Genomic DNA, 18,114 nt, shown 5'->3' with positions numbered 1-18,114 from the left:
GCTTCAGCGTTGTGTCCACAGCTGGTCAGCAAAAAAAACACGAAAAAATCACAAAATTCAGGATTGACGTTTACGTATACGTCAATCCATTCTATGATTAGTTCTGATGTACAACAATAACAAAGGCAGATTGGCCCATGAGCGAAGAGTACGTGCTGGAAACGCGCAACCTCGTTAAGGAATTCAAAGGCTTTGTGGCCGTTGACGACGTTAACCTGAACATCCGCAAAGGCCATATTCACGCGCTGATAGGGCCTAATGGAGCGGGTAAAACCACGGTTTTTAACCTGCTTACAAAATTTCTGACGCCTACTCGCGGCAAAATTTTATTCAATGGTCGTGATATCACCACGATGAAATCTGCCGCTATTGCCCGCGAAGGCGTGGTGCGGTCGTTCCAAATTTCGGCGGTGTTCCCACACATGACTGCCTTGGAGAACATCCGGGTGGCGTTGCAAAGCTTTGAAGGCAACTCATTCAGTTTCTGGAAATCCGGCAACTGCCTGAACAAGCTGAACCATCGCGCAATGGAGTTGTTGGATTCAGTAGGGCTGGCAGAGTTCGCCCACACCACCACCGTCGAGCTGGCCTACGGCCGCAAGCGCGCGTTGGAACTGGCCACCACTCTAGCGATGGAACCGCAGTTGATGTTGCTGGACGAGCCCACCCAGGGAATGGGTGCGGAAGATGTTGATCAGGTGGTCGAACTGGTGCGCAAAGCGGCCGTGGGCCGGACCGTGCTGATGGTGGAACACAACCTGAGTGTTGTCAGCAAACTCTGTGACCGCATCACTGTGCTGGCCCAGGGTGCGGTGCTTACCGAAGGCGACTACAAAGCTGTGTCAGCAGACCCGCGGGTGCGGGAAGTTTATATGGGCAGCGCCAGCGATCCTCAGGCGTCGGAACAAGAGGCAAACGCATGAGCCAGGCTGTCAAAAACCAAGCTGGAAAAAAAGACTACGAACAGCTCCGTATTTCCGGCCTGCACGCGTTTTACGGCGAATCCCACATCCTTCACGGCATTGATATGGTCGTGAATCGGGGTGAGTTGGTTACGCTGCTAGGGCGCAATGGCGCCGGACGTAGCACCACGCTCAAAGCCATCATGAACATGGTGGGCCGGCGCACCGGTTCGATCATGATCAACGGCGAAGAGACCATGAACTGTGCGCCGCACCACATAGCGCGCTTGGGCGTGGGGTTCTGTCCCGAACACCGAGGAATTTTCGCGTCGCTGAACGTTGAAGAAAATCTGACGCTGCCGCCTGTCGTGCGCAGCGGCGGTATGAGTCTGGAAGAAATTTACACCATGTTCCCTAACCTGTATCAGCGTCGCGCCAGCCCTGGTACCAAACTGTCAGGCGGTGAGCAGCAGATGCTGGCTCTGGCACGCATTCTTCGTACCGGTGCCAACATGTTGCTGCTTGACGAGATTACTGAGGGCCTGGCCCCGGTGATTGTGGAGAAGCTGGCTGAGGTTCTGATGAATCTCAAAAATAAAGGCCTGACTATTATTCTGGTAGAACAGAACTTCCACTTTGCTGCGCCTCTGGCGGATCGGCATTACGTGGTCGAGCATGGCCAGATTGTGGCGGAAGTAAGTGCCGCAGAACTGGACTCCAAGCGCTCTCTGCTGAACGGCTATCTGGGGGTGTAATTACAAAAACTTGCAGAACGGGGCTCAATAAAAACAAGTGTAAGTGCAGTAATCGACGTCGAAAACTAATAAAAATCACGCATGAACGTAGTGGAGAAATAACAATGACAATGATAAAAAAGCTGCTAACGACCGCCATAGCGACCACTCTGATGGCTGGCGCTGCCCAGGCAGAAATCTCCAATGATATGGTTAAAATCGGCTATTTGGCCGATATGTCAGGCGGCTATCGTGACATGGGGGGGCCAAATGGCCTGATAGCCCTGGAAATGGCTGTGGCCGACTTTGGTGGCCAGGTGAACGGGAAAAACATTGAAATCGTCAGCGCAGACGACCGCAACAGCCCGGATGTTGCCTCCAGCACCGCGCGTCGTTGGGTTGAAAATGACAACGTCGACATGATTGCCGGCCTGGTGGCATCGTCGGTCAGCATCGCGGTCAGCGACATTCTGGAAGAGAGCGGCAAGTTTGGTATTGTGTCCGGATCTGCAGCCTCCAGCATTACCAACGAGTATTGCACGCCCAACCATATCCACTATATTTATGACACCTACTCACAGGCTAAAGGCACAGCCAGCGCCATCGTTAACGAAGGCGGCAAAACCTGGTTCATCCTCACCGTCGATTATGCCTATGGCCACGCTATGGAGGCCGACGTAACAAAGGTCGTGGAAGCCAACGGTGGTGAAGTTATTGGTACTATTCGTTTCCCGTTAGCGACTCCGGATTTCTCGTCATTTATTCTGCAAGCCCAAGGTTCTGGAGCTGATGTTGTGGCTTTGGCCAGCGCTGGCGCCGATACCACCAACGCCATTACTACCGCCGGCGAATTTGGTGTTACCCAGTCCGGTCAGACCCTGGCGGCTCTTATCTTGTACCTCTCGGACGCTCATGCCCTAGGTGTGGAAGCGGCCCAAGGTATTCAGCTGACCACTGGCTGGTACTGGGATATGAACGACGACACCCGTGCCTGGTCCGATCGCTTTATGGAAAAAACCGGAGTGCGCCCAACCATGATTCATGCCGGCATCTACTCCAGCACCGTTCAATATCTGAATGCGGTAAAAGCCACGGGTTCAGACGAAGCTCAAGCTGTGCGCAAGCAGATGATAGCAACGCCCATCAACGATATGTTCGCCACCAACGGCCGCATTCGTGAAGACGGCCGCATGGTTCATGACATGTACCTGGCGCAAGTAAAAACCCCGGCCGAGTCCAAAAATGAATGGGATCTGTATAAGATCATCCGCACCATTCCAGGAGACGAAGCATTCCGCCCGCTGTCTGAAAGCCAGTGCCCGCTGATAACCAGCAAGTAAGCGGTTGAATCACGGGGCTCCCAGTCTTTTGGCGTCTGACGCCTGTTAGGCAGAAAGCGGAGCCGGTTGAGTAGCGTACTCCATAGGAGGCGTAACGAGGTAACAGCCGGCTCCGAGCCATAAGAAGACAACAAAAACAAAGACATTAATGGAGATACAACAATGACAATTATGAAAAAGCTCCTGACGTCGGCCATTGCCTCAACCATGCTGGTCGGTGGTGCCCAAGCAGCCATATCGGACAATATGGTTAAAATCGGCTACCTGGCAGATATGTCGGGTACCTACCGGGACTTCGCTGGCCCCAACGGTGAAGTCGCCCTCAAAATGGCAATCGAAGACTTCGGTGGCACGGTCAATGGCGCCAAGATTGAAGTCATAAGTTCCGATGACCGCAACAGCCCCGATGTGGCTTCCAGCACCGCGCGTCGTTGGGTTGAAAATGATAACGTTGATTTGATTGCCGGCCTGGTGGCATCGTCAGTTGTTATTGCGGTCATCGACATTCTGGAAGAAAGTGGCAAGTTGGGCATTGTGTCCGGGTCTGCGTCCTCCAGTATTACCAACGAGCATTGCACGCCTAACCACATTCACTATGTGTACGACACCTACCCACTGGCTAACGGTACAGCCAGCGCCATCGTGAAAGAAGGCGGTAAAAAATGGTTCATTCTTGCTGCCGATTACGCCTTTGGCCAATCTCTTGAAGCCGACGTAACAAAGGTAGTGGAAGCCAACGGTGGTGAGATCATTGGTTCTATTCGTCACCCGTTCCCGACGCCAGATTTCTCGTCATTTATTCTGCAAGCCCAAGGCTCTGGAGCTGATGTTGTGGCTCTGGCCAACGCCGGTGCAGACACCACAAACGCCATTACTACCGCCAGTGAATTTGGTCTTACCCAGTCCGGTCAGACCCTGGCGGCTCTTGTGTTGTTCCTCACCGACGTTCATGCCCTGGGCGTGGAAGCGGCTCAAGGTATTCAGCTAACCACTGGCTGGTACTGGGACATGAATGCCGACGCCCGTGCCTGGTCCGATCGCTTTATGGAAAAAACCGGAGTGCGCCCAACCATGATTCATGCCGGCATCTACTCCAGCACCATTCAATATCTGAACGCGGTAAAAGCTACGGGTTCAGACGAAGCTCAAACAGTGCGTAAGCAGATGATGGCCACACCCATCAATGACATGTTTGCCACCAACGGCCGCATTCGTGAAGACGGCCGCATGGTTCACGATATGTACCTGGCGCAAGTAAAAACCCCGGCCGAGTCTAAAAATGAATGGGATCTGTATAAGATCATCCGCACCATTCCAGGAGGCGAAGCATTCCGCCCACTGTCTGAAAGCAAGTGCCCGCTGATAACCAGCAAGTAAGCGGTTGAACCACGGGGCTCCCGGCATTCGCGGCGGGGAGCCCTCGGAATCAAGCAGAACAGGCACCAACCTCCGGTGCCCCCTGCATTGCTTTTGGAGTTAGCTACATGTCCATGATTCTGGGAATCCCCGTCGCTGTGCTCTTCGGCCAGTTACTGCTTGGGCTGATTAACGGAGCCTTTTACGCGTTGTTGAGCCTGGGCCTCGCTGTGATTTTTGGTCTTCTGAAAATTATCAACTTTGCCCACGGCGCTCTGTACATGCTCGGCGCCATGGCGACAGTCATTTTGTTCGATACCCTGGGTATTAGCTATTGGGCGGCGCTGTTTGTCGCGCCAATTCTGGTGGGCTGCGTGGGTGTTGCTATCGAGTATTTCCTGCTGCGTAAAATCGCAGGTCAGGATCATATTTACAGTCTCTTGTTAACCTTTGGCGTCGCGCTGATCATTCAGGGCGTGCTGACTAACATGTACGGCGTGTCTGGCTTGCGTTACTCCATGCCTGACGTGTTCAAGGGCGGTATGAATCTGGGCTTCATGTTTCTGCCTTATTATCGCGCCTGGGTTATCGTGATTGCGCTATTGGTGTGCTTTGGCACCTGGTTCATGATTGAAAAAACCAAGCTTGGTGCTTATCTGCGGGCCGGCACCGAAGATTCGCAATTAATGCAGGGCTTCGGCATTAACGTGCCTTTGCTGGTTAGCCTCACTTATGGCTTCGGCGTTATGTTGGCGGCTTTTGCCGGCGCGCTGGCGGCACCGATTTACTCAGTCACACCGGTGATGGGCTCGCATATTCTCATTGTGGTGTTTGCGGTGGTGGTGATTGGCGGTATGGGCTCGATTTCCGGTGCGATCATTACCGGCGTTCTGATGGGCGTGATTGAGGGGTTGACCAAAACCTTCTACCCACCGGCCTCGTCGGCAGTGATTTTTCTGGTGATGGTGGTTGTGCTCTTTGTGCGTCCATCCGGCTTGTTTGGAAAGGAGGCGTAACCATGAGCAATTCCGTAAATCCGGCTGATATTCACAAAACCATGCTCGATCAGCAAAAATCAGAACATCGCAGGCGCCTGATACTGAATCTGGTGTTGCTGGTTCTGCTTGTGGCGGCACCGATGGTGATGTACCCGGTGTTTCTGATGAAAATCCTGTGCTTTGCCCTGTTTGCGGTTGCTTTTAACCTGCTGCTGGGCTTCACCGGTTTGCTGTCGTTTGGCCATGCAGCCTTCTTGGCCAGCGGTGCCTACACCACCGGTTATCTGTTAACCACTTTTTCGGGTTTGAGTACCGAGCTTGGCATTATCGCCGGCACACTGGTAGCAACCTTGCTCGGTTTCGGCTTCGCATTGGTGGCTATTCGTCGCCAGGGTATCTACTTTGCGATGATCACCTTGGCGCTGTCGCAGCTGGTCTTCTTCTTCTTTGTGCAATCGAGTTTCACCGGCGGTGAAGATGGCTTGCACGGCATACCCCGTGGTCAGTTTCTGGGGCTGATCGATTTGAACGATAATCTCAACATGTACTATTTTGTGCTGGCGGTGTTTTTAGCCGGCTATCTTCTGGTGCAGCGGATTGTGGGCAGCCCTTATGGCCAGGTGCTCAAAGCCATCAAGCAGAATGAGCCACGGGCGATTTCCCTGGGCTATAACGTCAACCGTTACAAGATCATCGCTTTTGTGATTTCAGCAGGCCTGGCCGGTTTAGCCGGATCCATGAAAACCGTGGTATTCCAGCTGGCGTCCCTTAACGACGCCCATTGGCATATGTCGGGCGAGGTTATTCTGATGACGTTGCTGGGCGGTACCGGAACCCTGCTGGGCCCGGTGGTGGGCGCGGCTTTTGTGGTTAACCTCGAATACCAGCTGTCGCAAGGCCCGCTGGCTGACTGGGTAGATGCGATTCTTGGCGCTATCTTTGTACTGACCGTAATGATGTTCCAGAGCGGGATTGTTGGCCAGGTACAGAAGTTCATGAAGAAAAATATCGGTTAAGCACGATATAAGGTAGGGGACAGACTTCAAGTCTGTCCCCGGTTTGGTCGAAAATCTGTCCCCGGTTCTGGCATTAAGAAAGGCGGTCGCTGCGCCGCCTTTTTTCGTTAAGGCGCATAATGTACCAGGCTATAAACGCCACCAGAGATACCACCAGAATGATCAGCGTGGCCAGCGCGTTAATCTTTGGCGACACACCCATGCGCACCGACGAGAACACCACCATGGGTAGGGTGGTGGCACCGCCAAATCGTAGCCGGAGCGGCCCGACAAGAGGGCGGCTTCCAGCACTTCGTTGCTGTCATAAACGTCACCAACACGAGGACGCACAGAGCGCTACAAAAATTTTAGTTGCGGGCTTTAGGTTTTTACGGATCGGTGTGTTTCTCGCCCTGGCGACTGAGGGTGATCGCAGGTTCGTAGCCTTCCCGGGGCATTTTGGTGAGTCGTTTAGGGTCAGGCTCGACACGTTCAATTCAGCGCGAGCGCAACAGCCTGATCGGCATGAATGTCTGTTGTGTCATAAAGCGCAACCTGTGTATCGGAGGCCTGGATTAGCAGGCCGATCTCGGTGCACCCTAAAATAACGGCCTGCGCCCCTCGAGCGGCCAATCCAGCGACCACATCAAGATACGCGGCCTTTGACTCAGGATTAACGATGCCCTGACACAACTCGTCGTAGATTATTCGGTGCACCACAGTCCGTTCGTTATGATTTGGAATGATAACGGTGATGCCCTTCTGCTCAAGCCGTTCCCGGTAGAACGCCTGTTCCATTGTGAATTGGGTGCCAAGCAGTCCCACCGAGGTTATTCCATCGCTGAGCAGCGCTTTAGCGGTGGCGTCGGCAATATGAAGCAGGGGCATGGCCGTGGCCTGCTCAATTTGCGGGGCGACCTTGTGCATGGTGTTGGTGCAAATAACCAGAAAATCGGCCCCGGCGGATTGCACGGATTGCGCTGCGGCGACCAGTATTTTGGCCGCTCCCTCCCAGTCGCCCTGGTGCTGGAGCGCTTCAATCTCGGAAAAGTCCACGCTGTAGAGTATGAGTTTTGCCGAGTGGAGCCCACCGAGCTGTTCGCGTACTTTCTGGTTAATCAGACGGTAATAAGTTTGAGTTGACTCCCAGCTCATGCCGCCGATAAGGCCAATGGTTTTCATGCAAACTCCTTGTTAGCAACGCGCCGGTTTCCTGGGCGTAAAATAATGAGTGCGTGTCTCAGGCAAAGAGGGTATCAGCCTACAAACATCTTTTTGCCCAGTTTGCTCATGCAAGCCGCCGCAGCCAGGCCGCCAATGCCAGAGCCAATCACAATGGCATCGTAGGGGCCTTTAAGGCGGTTGGCGCGGTAACGATGGCCAACGCGAATGGAGCTGGGCTTTGGGCTTGGCTGCGACATGGAACTTGGCATAGGTGCTATTTTTTCAACCCCATTTCTTCGATGGACATTTCCCGCATTTTGAACTTCTGGATCTTGCCGGTCACCGTCATCGGGAACGCCTCCACAAATTTGTAGTTCCGCGGAATCTTGTAGTGGGCGATTTTGCCTTTGCAGAAGGCGATCAGATCATTGGCACCGACCGAGTCTGCATCGGGCCGAAGTTTCACCCAAGCCACCAGTTCTTCACCGAATTTTTCGTCTGGAACGCCGGTCACCTGAACTTCTTCAATGGACGGGTGGGTGTACAAAAACTCTTCAACTTCTTTCGGATAGATGTTTTCGCCGCCGCGGATCACCATGTCTTTTATGCGGCCGACAATCTGGATATAGCCGTCCTCATCCATGGTGGCCAGGTCGCCGGTGTGCATCCAGCCTGCATCGTCTATGGTTTCGCGGGTTTTTTCGGCGTTGTTCCAATATCTCAGCATGACGCTGTAACCGCGGGTGCACAGCTCACCAATCTCGCCGCGGGGCATTATGTTGCCACTGGCCGGCTCAACAATTTTGCTTTCCAGGTGGGGCTGGGTGCGGCCTACTGTGGTTACCTGTTTCTCGAACGGATCCTGGGAGCTGGTCTGGGTAGACACCGGGCTGGTTTCGGTCATGCCGTAGGCAATTTGAACTTCCTTCATGTTCATCTTGCCGTTGACCTTTTTCATCACCTCGGCCGGGCAGATAGAGCCGGCCATAATGCCGGTGCGCAGGGTCGACAAGTCGTAGGTTTCAAACTCTGGCTCTGCCAATTCCGCAATGAACATGGTGGGCACGCCGTAAAGCGCAGTCGCTTTTTCCTGGTGCACGGCCTGCAACACGGCTTTTGGCTCGAAGCCCTCACCCGGGTAGATCATGGTAGAACCATGAGTGACGCAGCCGAGGTTACCCATCACCATGCCAAAGCAGTGGTACAGGGGTACCGGAATCACCAACCGGTCTTTCTCGCTAAGACGCTGGCTTTCGCCCACAAAAAAGCCGTTGTTAAGAATGTTGTGGTGGGTAAGGGTAGCGCCTTTGGGGCTGCCGGTGGTGCCAGAGGTGAACTGGATGTTGATAGGGTCGTCGAATTGGAGTTGGTTCTGAATTTTGTCGACTTCCTGCTGCTCCACCTGGCCGGAAAATTCGATAAATTCCTCCCAGCTCCACATGCCTGCGTGTTGTTCGGTGTCCATGTTAATGACCGCGCGCAGGTCTTCCAGACGCCGGGCTTTGATTTTGCCAGCGGCGCTGGCTTTCAGTTCGGGCGCCAGTTCATAGAGTGTTTTACGGTAATCAGATGCTTTGAATCGGTCAGCGGTGACCAGCACGCTGATGCCCGACAGGTTCATGGCATATTCCAGCTCATGGGCACCGTAGGCCGGGTTTATATTCACCAGAATGGCGCCAATCTTGGCGGTGGCAAACTGGGTAACGGTCCATTCGTAACGGTTGGGTGACCAGATGCCCACCCGATCGCCGCGCTTGACGTCGATGGCCAGAAAAGCTCGCGCGGCCTGGTTGACCTTGGCCGCGAATTCTTTATAGGTCCAGCGAATGTCTTGATGCAGGCACACCAGGGCTTCGTTATCGGGAAACTTTCCAGCGGTGCGGTCCAGCATTTCACCAATGGTCATGCCCAGCAGTGGGGTGGTGGATGGGCCGCTGCTATAACTGGGTAAAGGATTACCTGGAAGAGTCTGAGTCATTGTCTGCCTCCTTTTAGCGGGCCTGGCTGTGGTACTCGGGATTGGGTCGCATATCACTGGTGATGGCCACGCGGTTCGACATGTTGTAGAAACCGATCACGTTGCCCAAATCCCAGATGCCGACGTCACTAAAGCCAGCATCGCGCAAGGCTTGCACCTGCTCTTCGCCGACGGTGGCGGGCGAGCGGGTCAGGTGCGAGGCGTAATCCAGCATGGCTTGCTGGCGTTTATCCAGGGTTGCAGTCCGGTAGTTCATTACCAGGTGTTCGCCTAACGTCGGGTCGCCACTCAGAACACGCACTGCGGCGCCGTGGGCCACCAGGCAGTAAAAGCATTTGTTCTCCGAGGACACCACCACGGCCACCATTTCCCGCTCCAGCTTGCTGAGCTCGCCTTCGCCCATCATCAGCTCGTTGTAAAGGCGAGAGAAGCCATCCAGCTGTTTCAGATTCTGACTGTAGGCGGTCAGTACGTTTGGAATCATGCCCAGCTTTTCCTGGCATATCTCAAAGTACTTGCGAACGTCATCCGGTAGTTCGGCAACTTCGGGAACAGGAAGATCAAGAGCGACGGCGTTGTTTTTAGGGTTCATGCCAAATCCTTTTATGAATTTCAAAGTGCTATTTATGAACTTCAAAGTGCCATTAGCGAGCGTCAGGTTCTGCCAGAGCCAGTCCGACCTTGGAGCCGTTGCGGCGCTTCAGGCGATGGCTGATCCAGTTTCCTGTCGCCACCAACTGGTGCAAATCGACGCCGGTTTCAATGCCCAGTCCGTCCAGCATGTACAGCACGTCTTCGGTGGCCACATTGCCAGACGCACCTTTGGCGTAGGGGCAGCCACCCAGGCCGGCAACGGACGCATCTATCACCGCCACGCCTTCCTCCAATACCGCGTACAGATTGGCCAGGGCCTGGCCGTAGGTGTCGTGAAAGTGTGCCGCCAGGTGTTCAACCGGCACATGACGGGCAACGGCTTCGAGCATACGCTTGGCCTTGGCCGGGGTGCCGGTGCCAATGGTGTCGCCGAGTGAAATTTCATGGCAGCCCATGTCAAACAGGGCTTTGGCCACTTCGGCCACTTTGGCCGGGGCAATCTCGCCTTCGTAAGGGCAGCCCAGCACGGTGGACACGTAACCACGCACCGGAATGCCGTTGTGCTTTGCGGCTTCCATGACCGGAGCAAAGCGCTCAAGGCTTTCGGTGATGGAGCAGTTAATGTTTTTCTGGCTGAACGATTCTGAAGCCGCGCCAAATACCGCCACTTCGCTGGCACCCGCGGCCAGAGCGCCTTCAAAGCCACGCAGGTTGGGCGTCAGCGCCGAATAGCACACACCGGGTTTGCGCTCGATCAGTGCCATCACATCGCTGGCGTCGGCCATTTGCGGCACCCAGCGTGGTGATACAAAGCTGGCGGCTTCCACATGTGTCAGCCCGCTGTCCACTAAACGCTTGATCAACCGCGCCTTGACCGCGGTAGGAATTACCGGGCCGGGCTCATTCTGCAAGCCATCGCGGGGGCTCATCTCTACCAGTCGTACACGCTTGGGAAAGGCCATTAGCCTGCCTCCTGTTGCTCGCTTTCAGTCTCTACTTGCACCGCGATCAATTCGGCGCCTTCTGCTACCTGATCACCCTCGGCGTAAAAAATGTCGGTGACTACGCCATCGGCTGGCGCCTTAATGGCGTGCTCCATTTTCATAGCTTCCATAATCACCAGAGTTTGGCCGCTGACTACTTTATCGCCTACTTTCGCCTGAATCGCGACTACTGCGCCGTTCATGGGTGCGGCCAAGCTGCCTTCGCTGGCCATTTCTTCAAAGCCGTAGGTTTCACGATAGACCACACACGGGAAAGTCTGCCCTTGATGGAACAAGACCAGTTGATCGTTATGCAGGTTGCCGTGCACGCTCAGGCGGTGGCCGTTAACCACCGCTTGCAGATGATCGTCGTCGAGCTGCGCGGTCAGGTTGTAAAGGCTGCCGTTTACCGTCACCTGATAGCCGTCGTCTTGCTCCAACACCTTCAGTTCGTGGACGTCGTCGCCCACTTTGAACTGCAAGGGTTGAGCGTATTCCGAGTTCATGCGCCAGCTGTTCTGGCGGCCAAACGGCGACCAGGGATCCTGAGCGTTCACTTCACCGGCTTTACGTTGTTCCAGTACGAAGCCTGCGGCCAGTACCAGGGCTTTTTGAGTGTCTAGCCGTGATTTCGGGAACAGCAAATCGTGGTGGTCGTCGATGAACCCGGTGGTCAGCTTGGCCTCGCGGAAGGGCTGGGCGTCGGCCAGAGCGTGCAAGAAGCGGATGTTGGTTTTCACCCCTGCGATGCGGTAGCTCTCCAGCGCCTGCACCATGCGGTTGATGGCCTGTTCCCGGGTTTCATCCCACACAATCAGTTTGGCAATCATCGGGTCGTAATGAATGCTGATTTCGTCGCCTTCGGTCACGCCGGTGTCTACCCGTACGTGGGCGTTTTCATCGGGCGTGGTCAAATAGCGCAGGGTGCCGGTGGCGGGTAGAAAGTCCTGGTCCGGGTCTTCGGCGTAAATCCGCGCTTCCAATGCGTGGCCACGGATTTTTACGTCGTCCTGCGCTAGTGGTAACAGGTCGCCCCAGGCCACTTTTAATTGCCATTCCACCAGATCCTGGCCGGTGACCATTTCGGTGACCGGGTGCTCGACTTGCAGCCGGGTATTCATTTCCATAAAGAAGAACGAGCCGTCGACGTCGTACAGGAATTCGACGGTACCGGCGCCAACGTATTGGATGGCCTTAGCGGCGGTGACCGCGGCGTCGCCCATGGCTTTGCGGGTTTCATCACTGAGGCCGGGTGCGGGTGCTTCTTCCAGCACTTTCTGGTGGCGCCGTTGTACCGAGCAGTCGCGTTCGGCCAGGTAAACGCCGTTGCCGTGCTGGTCGCAAAACACCTGAATTTCCACGTGGCGAGGCTGGGTCAGATAGCGCTCGATCAGCATATCCGGGTTGCCGAACGCGTTTTTGGACTCACGCTGAGCGGCGGCCAGGGCTTCATTAAACTCGCCTATGTGCTCCACTACTCGCATGCCTTTGCCACCGCCGCCGGCAACGGCCTTTAACAGCAGCGGAAAACCGCACTTTTCGGCTTCGGCGCGCAGGGTTTCCAGTGCCTGGTCGGCACCGTGGTAGCCGGGTACCAGCGGCACGCCGGCTTTGCCCATAATCTCCTTGGCGGCAGATTTGGAACCCATGGCCGCTATGGCCGAGGAGGGAGGGCCAATAAACACCAGATTATTAGCCTCGCAGGACTCGGCAAAACCGGTGTTTTCGGACAGAAATCCGTAGCCGGGGTGAATGGCCTGGGCGCCGCTTTTCAGCGCGACCTCAATAATGATATCACCGCGCAAATAGCTTTCAGAGCTGGCGGCGGGGCCAATGCGAAAGGCCTCGTCGGCCATGGCCACGTGGCGGGCGTTGGCGTCGGCATCGGAATAGACAGCCACACAGCGAATACCCATGGCGTGTGCGGTTTCTATGATCCGGCAGGCGATTTCGCCGCGGTTGGCGATCAGTATTTTTGTAAACATCAGTGTTGGTCCTCCGGAACCCAGCTGGCGGCACGTTTTTCAAGGAAAGCGGCAAGGCCTTCCTGGCCTTCTTGTCCCACGCGGATATCGGCAATGCGCCGGGCCGTGTCTTCAATCACATCTGCACTTAGCGGTTGTTGGCTGACGGCAAAAATGAGCGCTTTGGCGGCGCCCATGGCCTGGGGGCCATTGCCAGCAAGCTGCCGCAGCATTTGGTCGCAGCGGGTTTGCAGGTCGTCGTTGTCTGTCGCAACGATGTGCACCAGCCCGAACTCGCAGGCCTGATAGGCATCGAATACTTCCGCCGTCAAAAAATAGCGCCGCGCTTGGCGCTCACCTATGGCGCGCACCACGTAAGGGCTGATCACGGCTGGAATCAGCCCCAGCTTCACCTCGCTTAAGCAGAACTTACTTTGTTCGGTCGCAATCACAATATCGCAGCAGGCTGCCAGGCCCACGGCACCGCCAAAAGCGGCACCCTGAACCAGTCCGATCACGGGCTGTGGCAGGCTGTTCAGCACCGACATCAGGCGCGCGAGCTGGCGTGAATCGTTCAGGTTTTCCTGCTGGCTGTTGTCGGCCATGCGCCGCATCCAGCCCAGATCGGCTCCGGCGGAAAAGTGTTTGCCTTCGGAGCGCAGTACCACCACGTTAGTGCCGCTGTCTTGCCCGATCTGTTGGAACGCGGCAATCAGCTGGCCGATGATCACGTCGTCAAAGGCGTTGCGTTTTTCGGGGCGGTTCAGCACCACCTCGGTCACGCCGGCGCTGCGGGTGTTGATCAAAACGGCCGAGTTTGAGCCAGAGTTTGGGTTAGAGTTCAAATCGGTCATGGTTATTCCCCCGTTACATGCGGAACACGCCGAAGCGTGTTGGCTGGGCGGGGCGATTAAGCGTGGCGGACAGGCTCAGCGCCAATACTTCGCGGGTTTGGGCCGGGTCTATCACGCCGTCGTCCCACAGGCGGGCACTGGCGAAGTAGGGGTGGCCCTGGTGTTCGTAGGTGTCAATAATGGGCTGTTTGAAGGCGGCTTCGTCGTCCTGGCTCCAGGTTTCGCCATCGCGTTCCATGCCGTCGCGGCGAACCTGTGCCAGAACCCCGGCAGCTTGCTCGCCACCCATTACGGAAATGCGGGCGTTGGGCCACATCCACAGGAAATCAGGGCTGTAGGCGCGGCCGCACATGCCGTAGTTACCGGCGCCGAAGCTGCCGCCGATCAGTACGGTAATTTTTGGCACGTTGGCGCAGGCGACGGCCATCACCATTTTGGCGCCGTGTTTGGCAATGCCTTCGGCTTCGTGCTTCTGGCCCACCATAAAGCCGGTCACATTTTGCAGGAACAGCAGCGGAATATTGCGCTGGCAGCAAAGTTCTATGAAGTGCGCGCCTTTTTGGGCGGATTCGCTGAACAGTATGCCGTTGTTGGCAATAATGCCTACGGGATAGCCGTGCACATGGGCAAAGCCGGTGACCAGAGTCTGACCGTAATAGCGTTTGAATTCATCGAATTCCGAGCCGTCTACAACGCGGGCGATAACGTCGCGCACGTCAAACTGTTTGCGCAGGTCGGTGCCGACGATGCCGTAAATTTCGCTAGCGTCGAACAGGGGCGCTTTGGGTTTGCGAATTTGCACGTCTGCGGGTTTACGGCGGTTCAGGTTAGACACGCAGCGGCGCGCGATGTCTAGGGCGTGGGCGTCGTTTTCGGCATAGTGGTCGGCCACACCGGACACTTTGCAGTGCACGTCGGCACCGCCCAGATCTTCGGCACTGACCACTTCACCGGTGGCGGCTTTCACCAGCGGCGGGCCGGCCAGGAATATGGTGCCCTGGTTGCGCACGATGATGGATTCGTCGGCCATGGCCGGTACATAGGCGCCGCCGGCGGTGCACAGGCCCATCACCACAGCAATCTGGGGGATGTCTTCGGCGGACATGCGGGCCTGGTTGTAGAAGATGCGGCCGAAGTGATCACGATCGGGGAACACTTCATCCTGGCGCGGCAGGTAGGCGCCGCCGGAGTCTACCAGGTAGATGCAGGGCAGGCGGTTGGCGAGGGCGATTTCCTGGGCCCGCAGGTGTTTTTTGACGGTGATCGGGTAGTAAGTGCCGCCTTTTACGGTGGCGTCGTTGGCGATGATCATGCATTCGGTGCCGCTAACGCGGCCGATGCCGGCGATCAGGCCTGCGGCGGGTATGTTGTCTTCGTAAACGTTGTAGGCGGCGAGCTGGCCGATTTCGAGGAACGGCGAGCCGTCGTCCAGCAGGCGGTTAATGCGCTCCCGGGGTAGCAGTTTGCCACGGGCGATGTGGCGTTCCTGGTAGCTGGGGCCGCCGCCTTGTTGGATGGTGGCAACCTTTTCCCGCAGGTCGGCTACGGCGTCGGCCATGGATTGGTGTTTGGCCTGAAATTCTTCAGATCTGGAGTTGATTTTGCTTTGGAGTATTGTCATAGCCTTGGTTTCCGTGCATCGGGTTTCGGTGCATCGGGTCTGGAGCGTTTCCCGGAACGCTAAACACCCCAGACCCTCGTTGTAGATTGGTTGCGCGTTTGAAAAGGGACAGATTTTAAATCTGTCCCTAGAGTTTCACTTGTTCAAAAACAGCTCTCGTCCAATCAACATGCGGCGAATTTCCGAGGTGCCGGCACCGATTTCGTACAGCTTGGCGTCGCGCAGCAGGCGGCCGGTGGGGTAGTCGTTGATGTAGCCGTTGCCGCCCAGCAGCTGGATTGCGTCCAGGGCCAGCTTTGTGGCCATTTCGGCGGAGTAGAGGATCGCACCGGCGGCGTCTTTGCGGGTGGTTTCACCGCGGTCAGCGGATTGGGCGACCATGTAGACGTAAGACTTAGCGGTGTTCATGTAGGTGTACATGTCAGCTACTTTGCCTTGTACCAGTTCGAATTCACCGATGGCCTGGCCGAACTGTTTGCGTTCGCGGATGTAGGGCACAACCACGTCCACGGCGGCTTGCATAATGCCCAGCGGGCCACCTGCAAGTACCAGACGCTCGTAGTCGAGGCCGCTCATCAGCACTCGGGCACCGCCACCGAGTTGGCCGAGGATGTTTTCTTTGGGTACTTTGCAATCTTGAAACACCAGTTCGCAGGTGTTGGAGCCGCGCATGCCCAGTTTGTCGAGTTTCTGGTGGCGGCTGAAGCCAGGTGCGTCGCGTTCTACGATGAAGGCGGTGATGCCTTTCGAGCCGGCTTTGACGTCAGTTTTGGCGTAAATTACGTAAACGTGGGCATCCGGGCCGTTGGTGATCCACATTTTGTTGCCGTTCAACACGTAGTGGTCGCCGGCGTCTTTGGCGCTCAGTTTCATGGAAATTACGTCGGAACCGGCGTTGGGCTCAGACATGGCCAAAGCGCCTATGTGTTCGCCGCTGAGCAGCTTGGGCAGATAGTGTTGTTTCTGCTCTTCGGTGCCGTTGTTGTGAATCTGGTTCACACACAAGTTGGAGTGAGCGCCGTAAGACAAGCCTACCGATGCGGAGGCGCGGCTGATTTCTTCCATCGCAATTACGTGGGCCAAGTAGCCCATGCCGGAACCGCCGTAGGCTTCGTCGACGGTGATGCCGAGCAGGCCCATGTCGCCAAACTTTTTCCACAAATCCATGGGGAATTCGTTGGACTGATCAATGTCTGCCGCACGCGGTGCGATTTCGCGCGCCGCGAAACCGTTGATTTGTTCGCGCAGCATGTCCAGGGTTTCACCAAGGCCGAAGTTCAGTTCCGAGTATTGCGATTTCATGATGGTCACCGTGTTGTTGGGGCGTCAGCGCTGTGTTGCCGTCTGTTTTTTCATTTGCAGTTCGCTTAATGCTTCGAGGCAGCGGGCCTCGGCGTTTTCCATTTCCATTTCCACAATGGCGATGTCTTCTTTTTGCTGCGCCAGCGCCTGGCGGCGGCGAGTGATGGTTTGCAGCATCAGCAACAGCTGTTTTTCGTTACCGCTGGTGGTTTCATCCCACAGGTCAAACAACTCTTTGGTCTCGGCCAGCGACAGCCCCATGCGCTTACCGCGCAGGATCAGTTTCAGGCGCACCCGGTCTTTGGAGCTGAAGATGCGGGTTTGGCCCCTACGGCTGGGCTTTAGCAAGCCCTGATCTTCATAAAAGCGAACGCTACGGGTTGTTACATCGAACTCCTGAGCCAGTTCGCTGATGCTGTAGGTTTTCTTTTGAACCATTGAGTATTTCCTTTTTTTGTCAGGTTAGTTAAAGTTTACGTAAACGTAAAGCAATTTGATTGTATTGTTATCCACAGCGACGGGAGTATCCGATGGAATTTCAGAACGTAGCGGCTATTGTAACAGGTGGTGCATCTGGCCTTGGCGAGGGTGCAGCGCGGGCGCTGGCGGCAGCCGGCTGTAAAATAGCGATCTTTGATTTACAGAAAGAACGCGGTGAAGCGGTTGCAAAAGAGTTGGGCGGAATCTTTGTTGAGTGCGACGTCAGTTCCGCCGCAAGTGCTGAAGCGGCATTTGCTAAAGCCCGTGAGGCCCATGGGCTTTGCGGCGTGGTCGTAAACTGTGCAGGCGTGGCTACCGCTGGCAAAATTTTAGGGCGCGAAGGCGTTTTGCCGTTGGAAAATTTCAGCAAGGTGGTGCAAGTTAACCTGATTGGGACCTTTAATATTTTGCGGCTGGCAGCGGCGGATATGGCTCAGCGTGCGCCCAATGCCGACGGTGAACGGGGCGTTATTATCAATACCGCGTCTATTGCCGCTTATGAAGGCCAGGTTGGTCAGGCAGCTTATAGTGCGTCTAAGGGCGGCGTTGTTGCCTTAACTCTGCAGGCCGCCCGTGAGCTGGCGCGTGAGGGCATTCGGGTGAACACTATTGCCCCCGGGCTGTTTATGACGCCGATGATTGCCGGCATGCCGCAGGAAGTACAAGACAGCCTGGCGGCAACCTTGGTGTTTCCGAAACGCCTGGGTAAGCCGGAAGAGTTTGGCATGATGGTGGACCAGATGGTGCGTAACCCGGTGTTGAACGGTGAAGTCATCCGTCTTGATAGCGCTTTGCGTATGGCTCCGAGATAAACGGTCTTTCAGCAATTTATTATGAGTAGGAGTCTGT

Annotated in this window: 16 protein-coding genes and 3 pseudogenes; 7 read left to right on the top strand and 12 right to left on the bottom strand. The window is 55.8% G+C overall.

Features of this window, described 5'->3' with window-relative positions; translation table 11 throughout:
- Nucleotides 1-137: 137 nt before the first annotated feature.
- The 6 genes from MIH19_RS14155 (at nt 138) to MIH19_RS14130 (ending at nt 6,346) form a co-directional block, all read left to right on the top strand.
- Nucleotides 138-923 (top strand): ABC transporter ATP-binding protein, encoded by a 786-nt coding sequence (locus tag MIH19_RS14155; RefSeq protein ID WP_249005477.1) that lies wholly within the window; start codon nt 138-140, stop codon nt 921-923.
- Nucleotides 920-1,657: an ABC transporter ATP-binding protein gene (locus MIH19_RS14150; protein ID WP_249005476.1), complete on the top strand. Its 738-nt coding sequence runs from the start codon at nt 920-922 to the stop codon at nt 1,655-1,657. Before MIH19_RS14155 ends, MIH19_RS14150 begins: the two co-directional genes overlap by 4 nt.
- Before the next feature lie 104 nt (nt 1,658-1,761).
- Complete coding sequence (locus tag MIH19_RS14145; RefSeq protein WP_249005475.1) at nt 1,762-2,976, top strand: ABC transporter substrate-binding protein; 1,215 nt, start codon at nt 1,762-1,764, stop codon at nt 2,974-2,976.
- A gap of 162 nt (nt 2,977-3,138) precedes the next feature.
- The gene (locus tag MIH19_RS14140) at nt 3,139-4,353 is read left to right on the top strand and encodes an ABC transporter substrate-binding protein (RefSeq protein ID WP_249005474.1); all 1,215 of its coding nucleotides are present in this window, start codon (nt 3,139-3,141) and stop codon (nt 4,351-4,353) included.
- 107 nt (nt 4,354-4,460) lie between these two features.
- On the top strand, nt 4,461-5,348 hold the full coding sequence (locus MIH19_RS14135) for a branched-chain amino acid ABC transporter permease (RefSeq protein ID WP_249005473.1): 888 nt from the start codon (nt 4,461-4,463) through the stop codon (nt 5,346-5,348).
- Nucleotides 5,349-5,350: 2 nt separating this feature from the next.
- Nucleotides 5,351-6,346 (top strand): branched-chain amino acid ABC transporter permease, encoded by a 996-nt coding sequence (locus tag MIH19_RS14130; protein WP_249005472.1) that lies wholly within the window; start codon nt 5,351-5,353, stop codon nt 6,344-6,346.
- Nucleotides 6,347-6,419: 73 nt separating this feature from the next.
- Here the strand turns inward: MIH19_RS14130 and MIH19_RS14125 are convergent.
- The 12 genes and pseudogenes from MIH19_RS14125 to MIH19_RS14070 all read right to left on the bottom strand — a co-directional run.
- A pseudogene (locus MIH19_RS14125) lies at nt 6,420-6,590 on the bottom strand (putrescine ABC transporter permease PotI); the annotation flags it as partial.
- Nucleotides 6,584-6,664 (bottom strand): annotated as a pseudogene (locus tag MIH19_RS14120) (hypothetical protein); the annotation flags it as partial. The pseudogenes MIH19_RS14120 and MIH19_RS14125, both read right to left, overlap by 7 nt.
- A gap of 153 nt (nt 6,665-6,817) precedes the next feature.
- Nucleotides 6,818-7,507 carry an aspartate/glutamate racemase family protein gene (locus MIH19_RS14115; RefSeq protein ID WP_249005471.1) on the bottom strand — a complete coding sequence of 230 codons (690 nt, stop codon included), beginning with the start codon at nt 7,505-7,507 and terminating at the stop codon, nt 6,818-6,820.
- Between the two features lie 80 nt (nt 7,508-7,587).
- Nucleotides 7,588-7,758 (bottom strand): annotated as a pseudogene (locus MIH19_RS14110) (FAD-binding protein); the annotation flags it as partial.
- 5 nt (nt 7,759-7,763) lie between these two features.
- Entirely contained in the window at nt 7,764-9,467 is a 1,704-nt protein-coding gene (locus MIH19_RS14105) for an AMP-binding protein (protein WP_249005470.1), read from the bottom strand.
- Nucleotides 9,468-9,480: 13 nt separating this feature from the next.
- Complete coding sequence (locus MIH19_RS14100) at nt 9,481-10,059, bottom strand: peroxidase-related enzyme (protein ID WP_249005469.1); 579 nt, start codon at nt 10,057-10,059, stop codon at nt 9,481-9,483.
- Nucleotides 10,060-10,111: 52 nt separating this feature from the next.
- Nucleotides 10,112-11,023: a hydroxymethylglutaryl-CoA lyase gene (locus MIH19_RS14095; RefSeq protein ID WP_249005468.1), complete on the bottom strand. Its 912-nt coding sequence runs from the start codon at nt 11,021-11,023 to the stop codon at nt 10,112-10,114.
- A complete protein-coding gene (locus MIH19_RS14090) occupies nt 11,023-13,029 on the bottom strand; it encodes an acetyl/propionyl/methylcrotonyl-CoA carboxylase subunit alpha (protein WP_249005467.1) in 2,007 nt (668 codons plus the stop codon). Before MIH19_RS14090 ends, MIH19_RS14095 begins: the two co-directional genes overlap by 1 nt.
- Nucleotides 13,029-13,862: an enoyl-CoA hydratase-related protein gene (locus MIH19_RS14085; RefSeq protein WP_249005466.1), complete on the bottom strand. Its 834-nt coding sequence runs from the start codon at nt 13,860-13,862 to the stop codon at nt 13,029-13,031. Before MIH19_RS14085 ends, MIH19_RS14090 begins: the two co-directional genes overlap by 1 nt.
- Nucleotides 13,863-13,875: 13 nt before the next feature.
- On the bottom strand, nt 13,876-15,483 hold the full coding sequence (locus MIH19_RS14080) for a carboxyl transferase domain-containing protein (protein WP_249005465.1): 1,608 nt from the start codon (nt 15,481-15,483) through the stop codon (nt 13,876-13,878).
- Between the two features lie 135 nt (nt 15,484-15,618).
- Nucleotides 15,619-16,785, bottom strand: a complete 1,167-nt coding sequence (locus MIH19_RS14075) for an isovaleryl-CoA dehydrogenase (protein WP_249005464.1) — start codon at nt 16,783-16,785, stop codon at nt 15,619-15,621.
- A 24-nt stretch (nt 16,786-16,809) separates the two neighbouring features.
- On the bottom strand, nt 16,810-17,223 hold the full coding sequence (locus MIH19_RS14070; RefSeq protein ID WP_249005463.1) for a MerR family DNA-binding transcriptional regulator: 414 nt from the start codon (nt 17,221-17,223) through the stop codon (nt 16,810-16,812).
- A gap of 92 nt (nt 17,224-17,315) precedes the next feature.
- On the opposite strand from MIH19_RS14070, the gene MIH19_RS14065 reads away from it, so the two are divergent.
- Nucleotides 17,316-18,077: an SDR family NAD(P)-dependent oxidoreductase gene (locus MIH19_RS14065; protein ID WP_249005462.1), complete on the top strand. Its 762-nt coding sequence runs from the start codon at nt 17,316-17,318 to the stop codon at nt 18,075-18,077.
- The last annotated feature ends 37 nt before the right edge of the window (nt 18,078-18,114 follow it).

Source organism: Marinobacter sp. M1C (assembly GCF_023314135.1).
Classification (GTDB): Bacteria; Pseudomonadota; Gammaproteobacteria; order Pseudomonadales; family Oleiphilaceae; genus Marinobacter.
The sequence above is the reverse complement of the archived record's forward strand: the minus strand, read 5'-3'. Positions and strand labels throughout refer to the sequence as shown.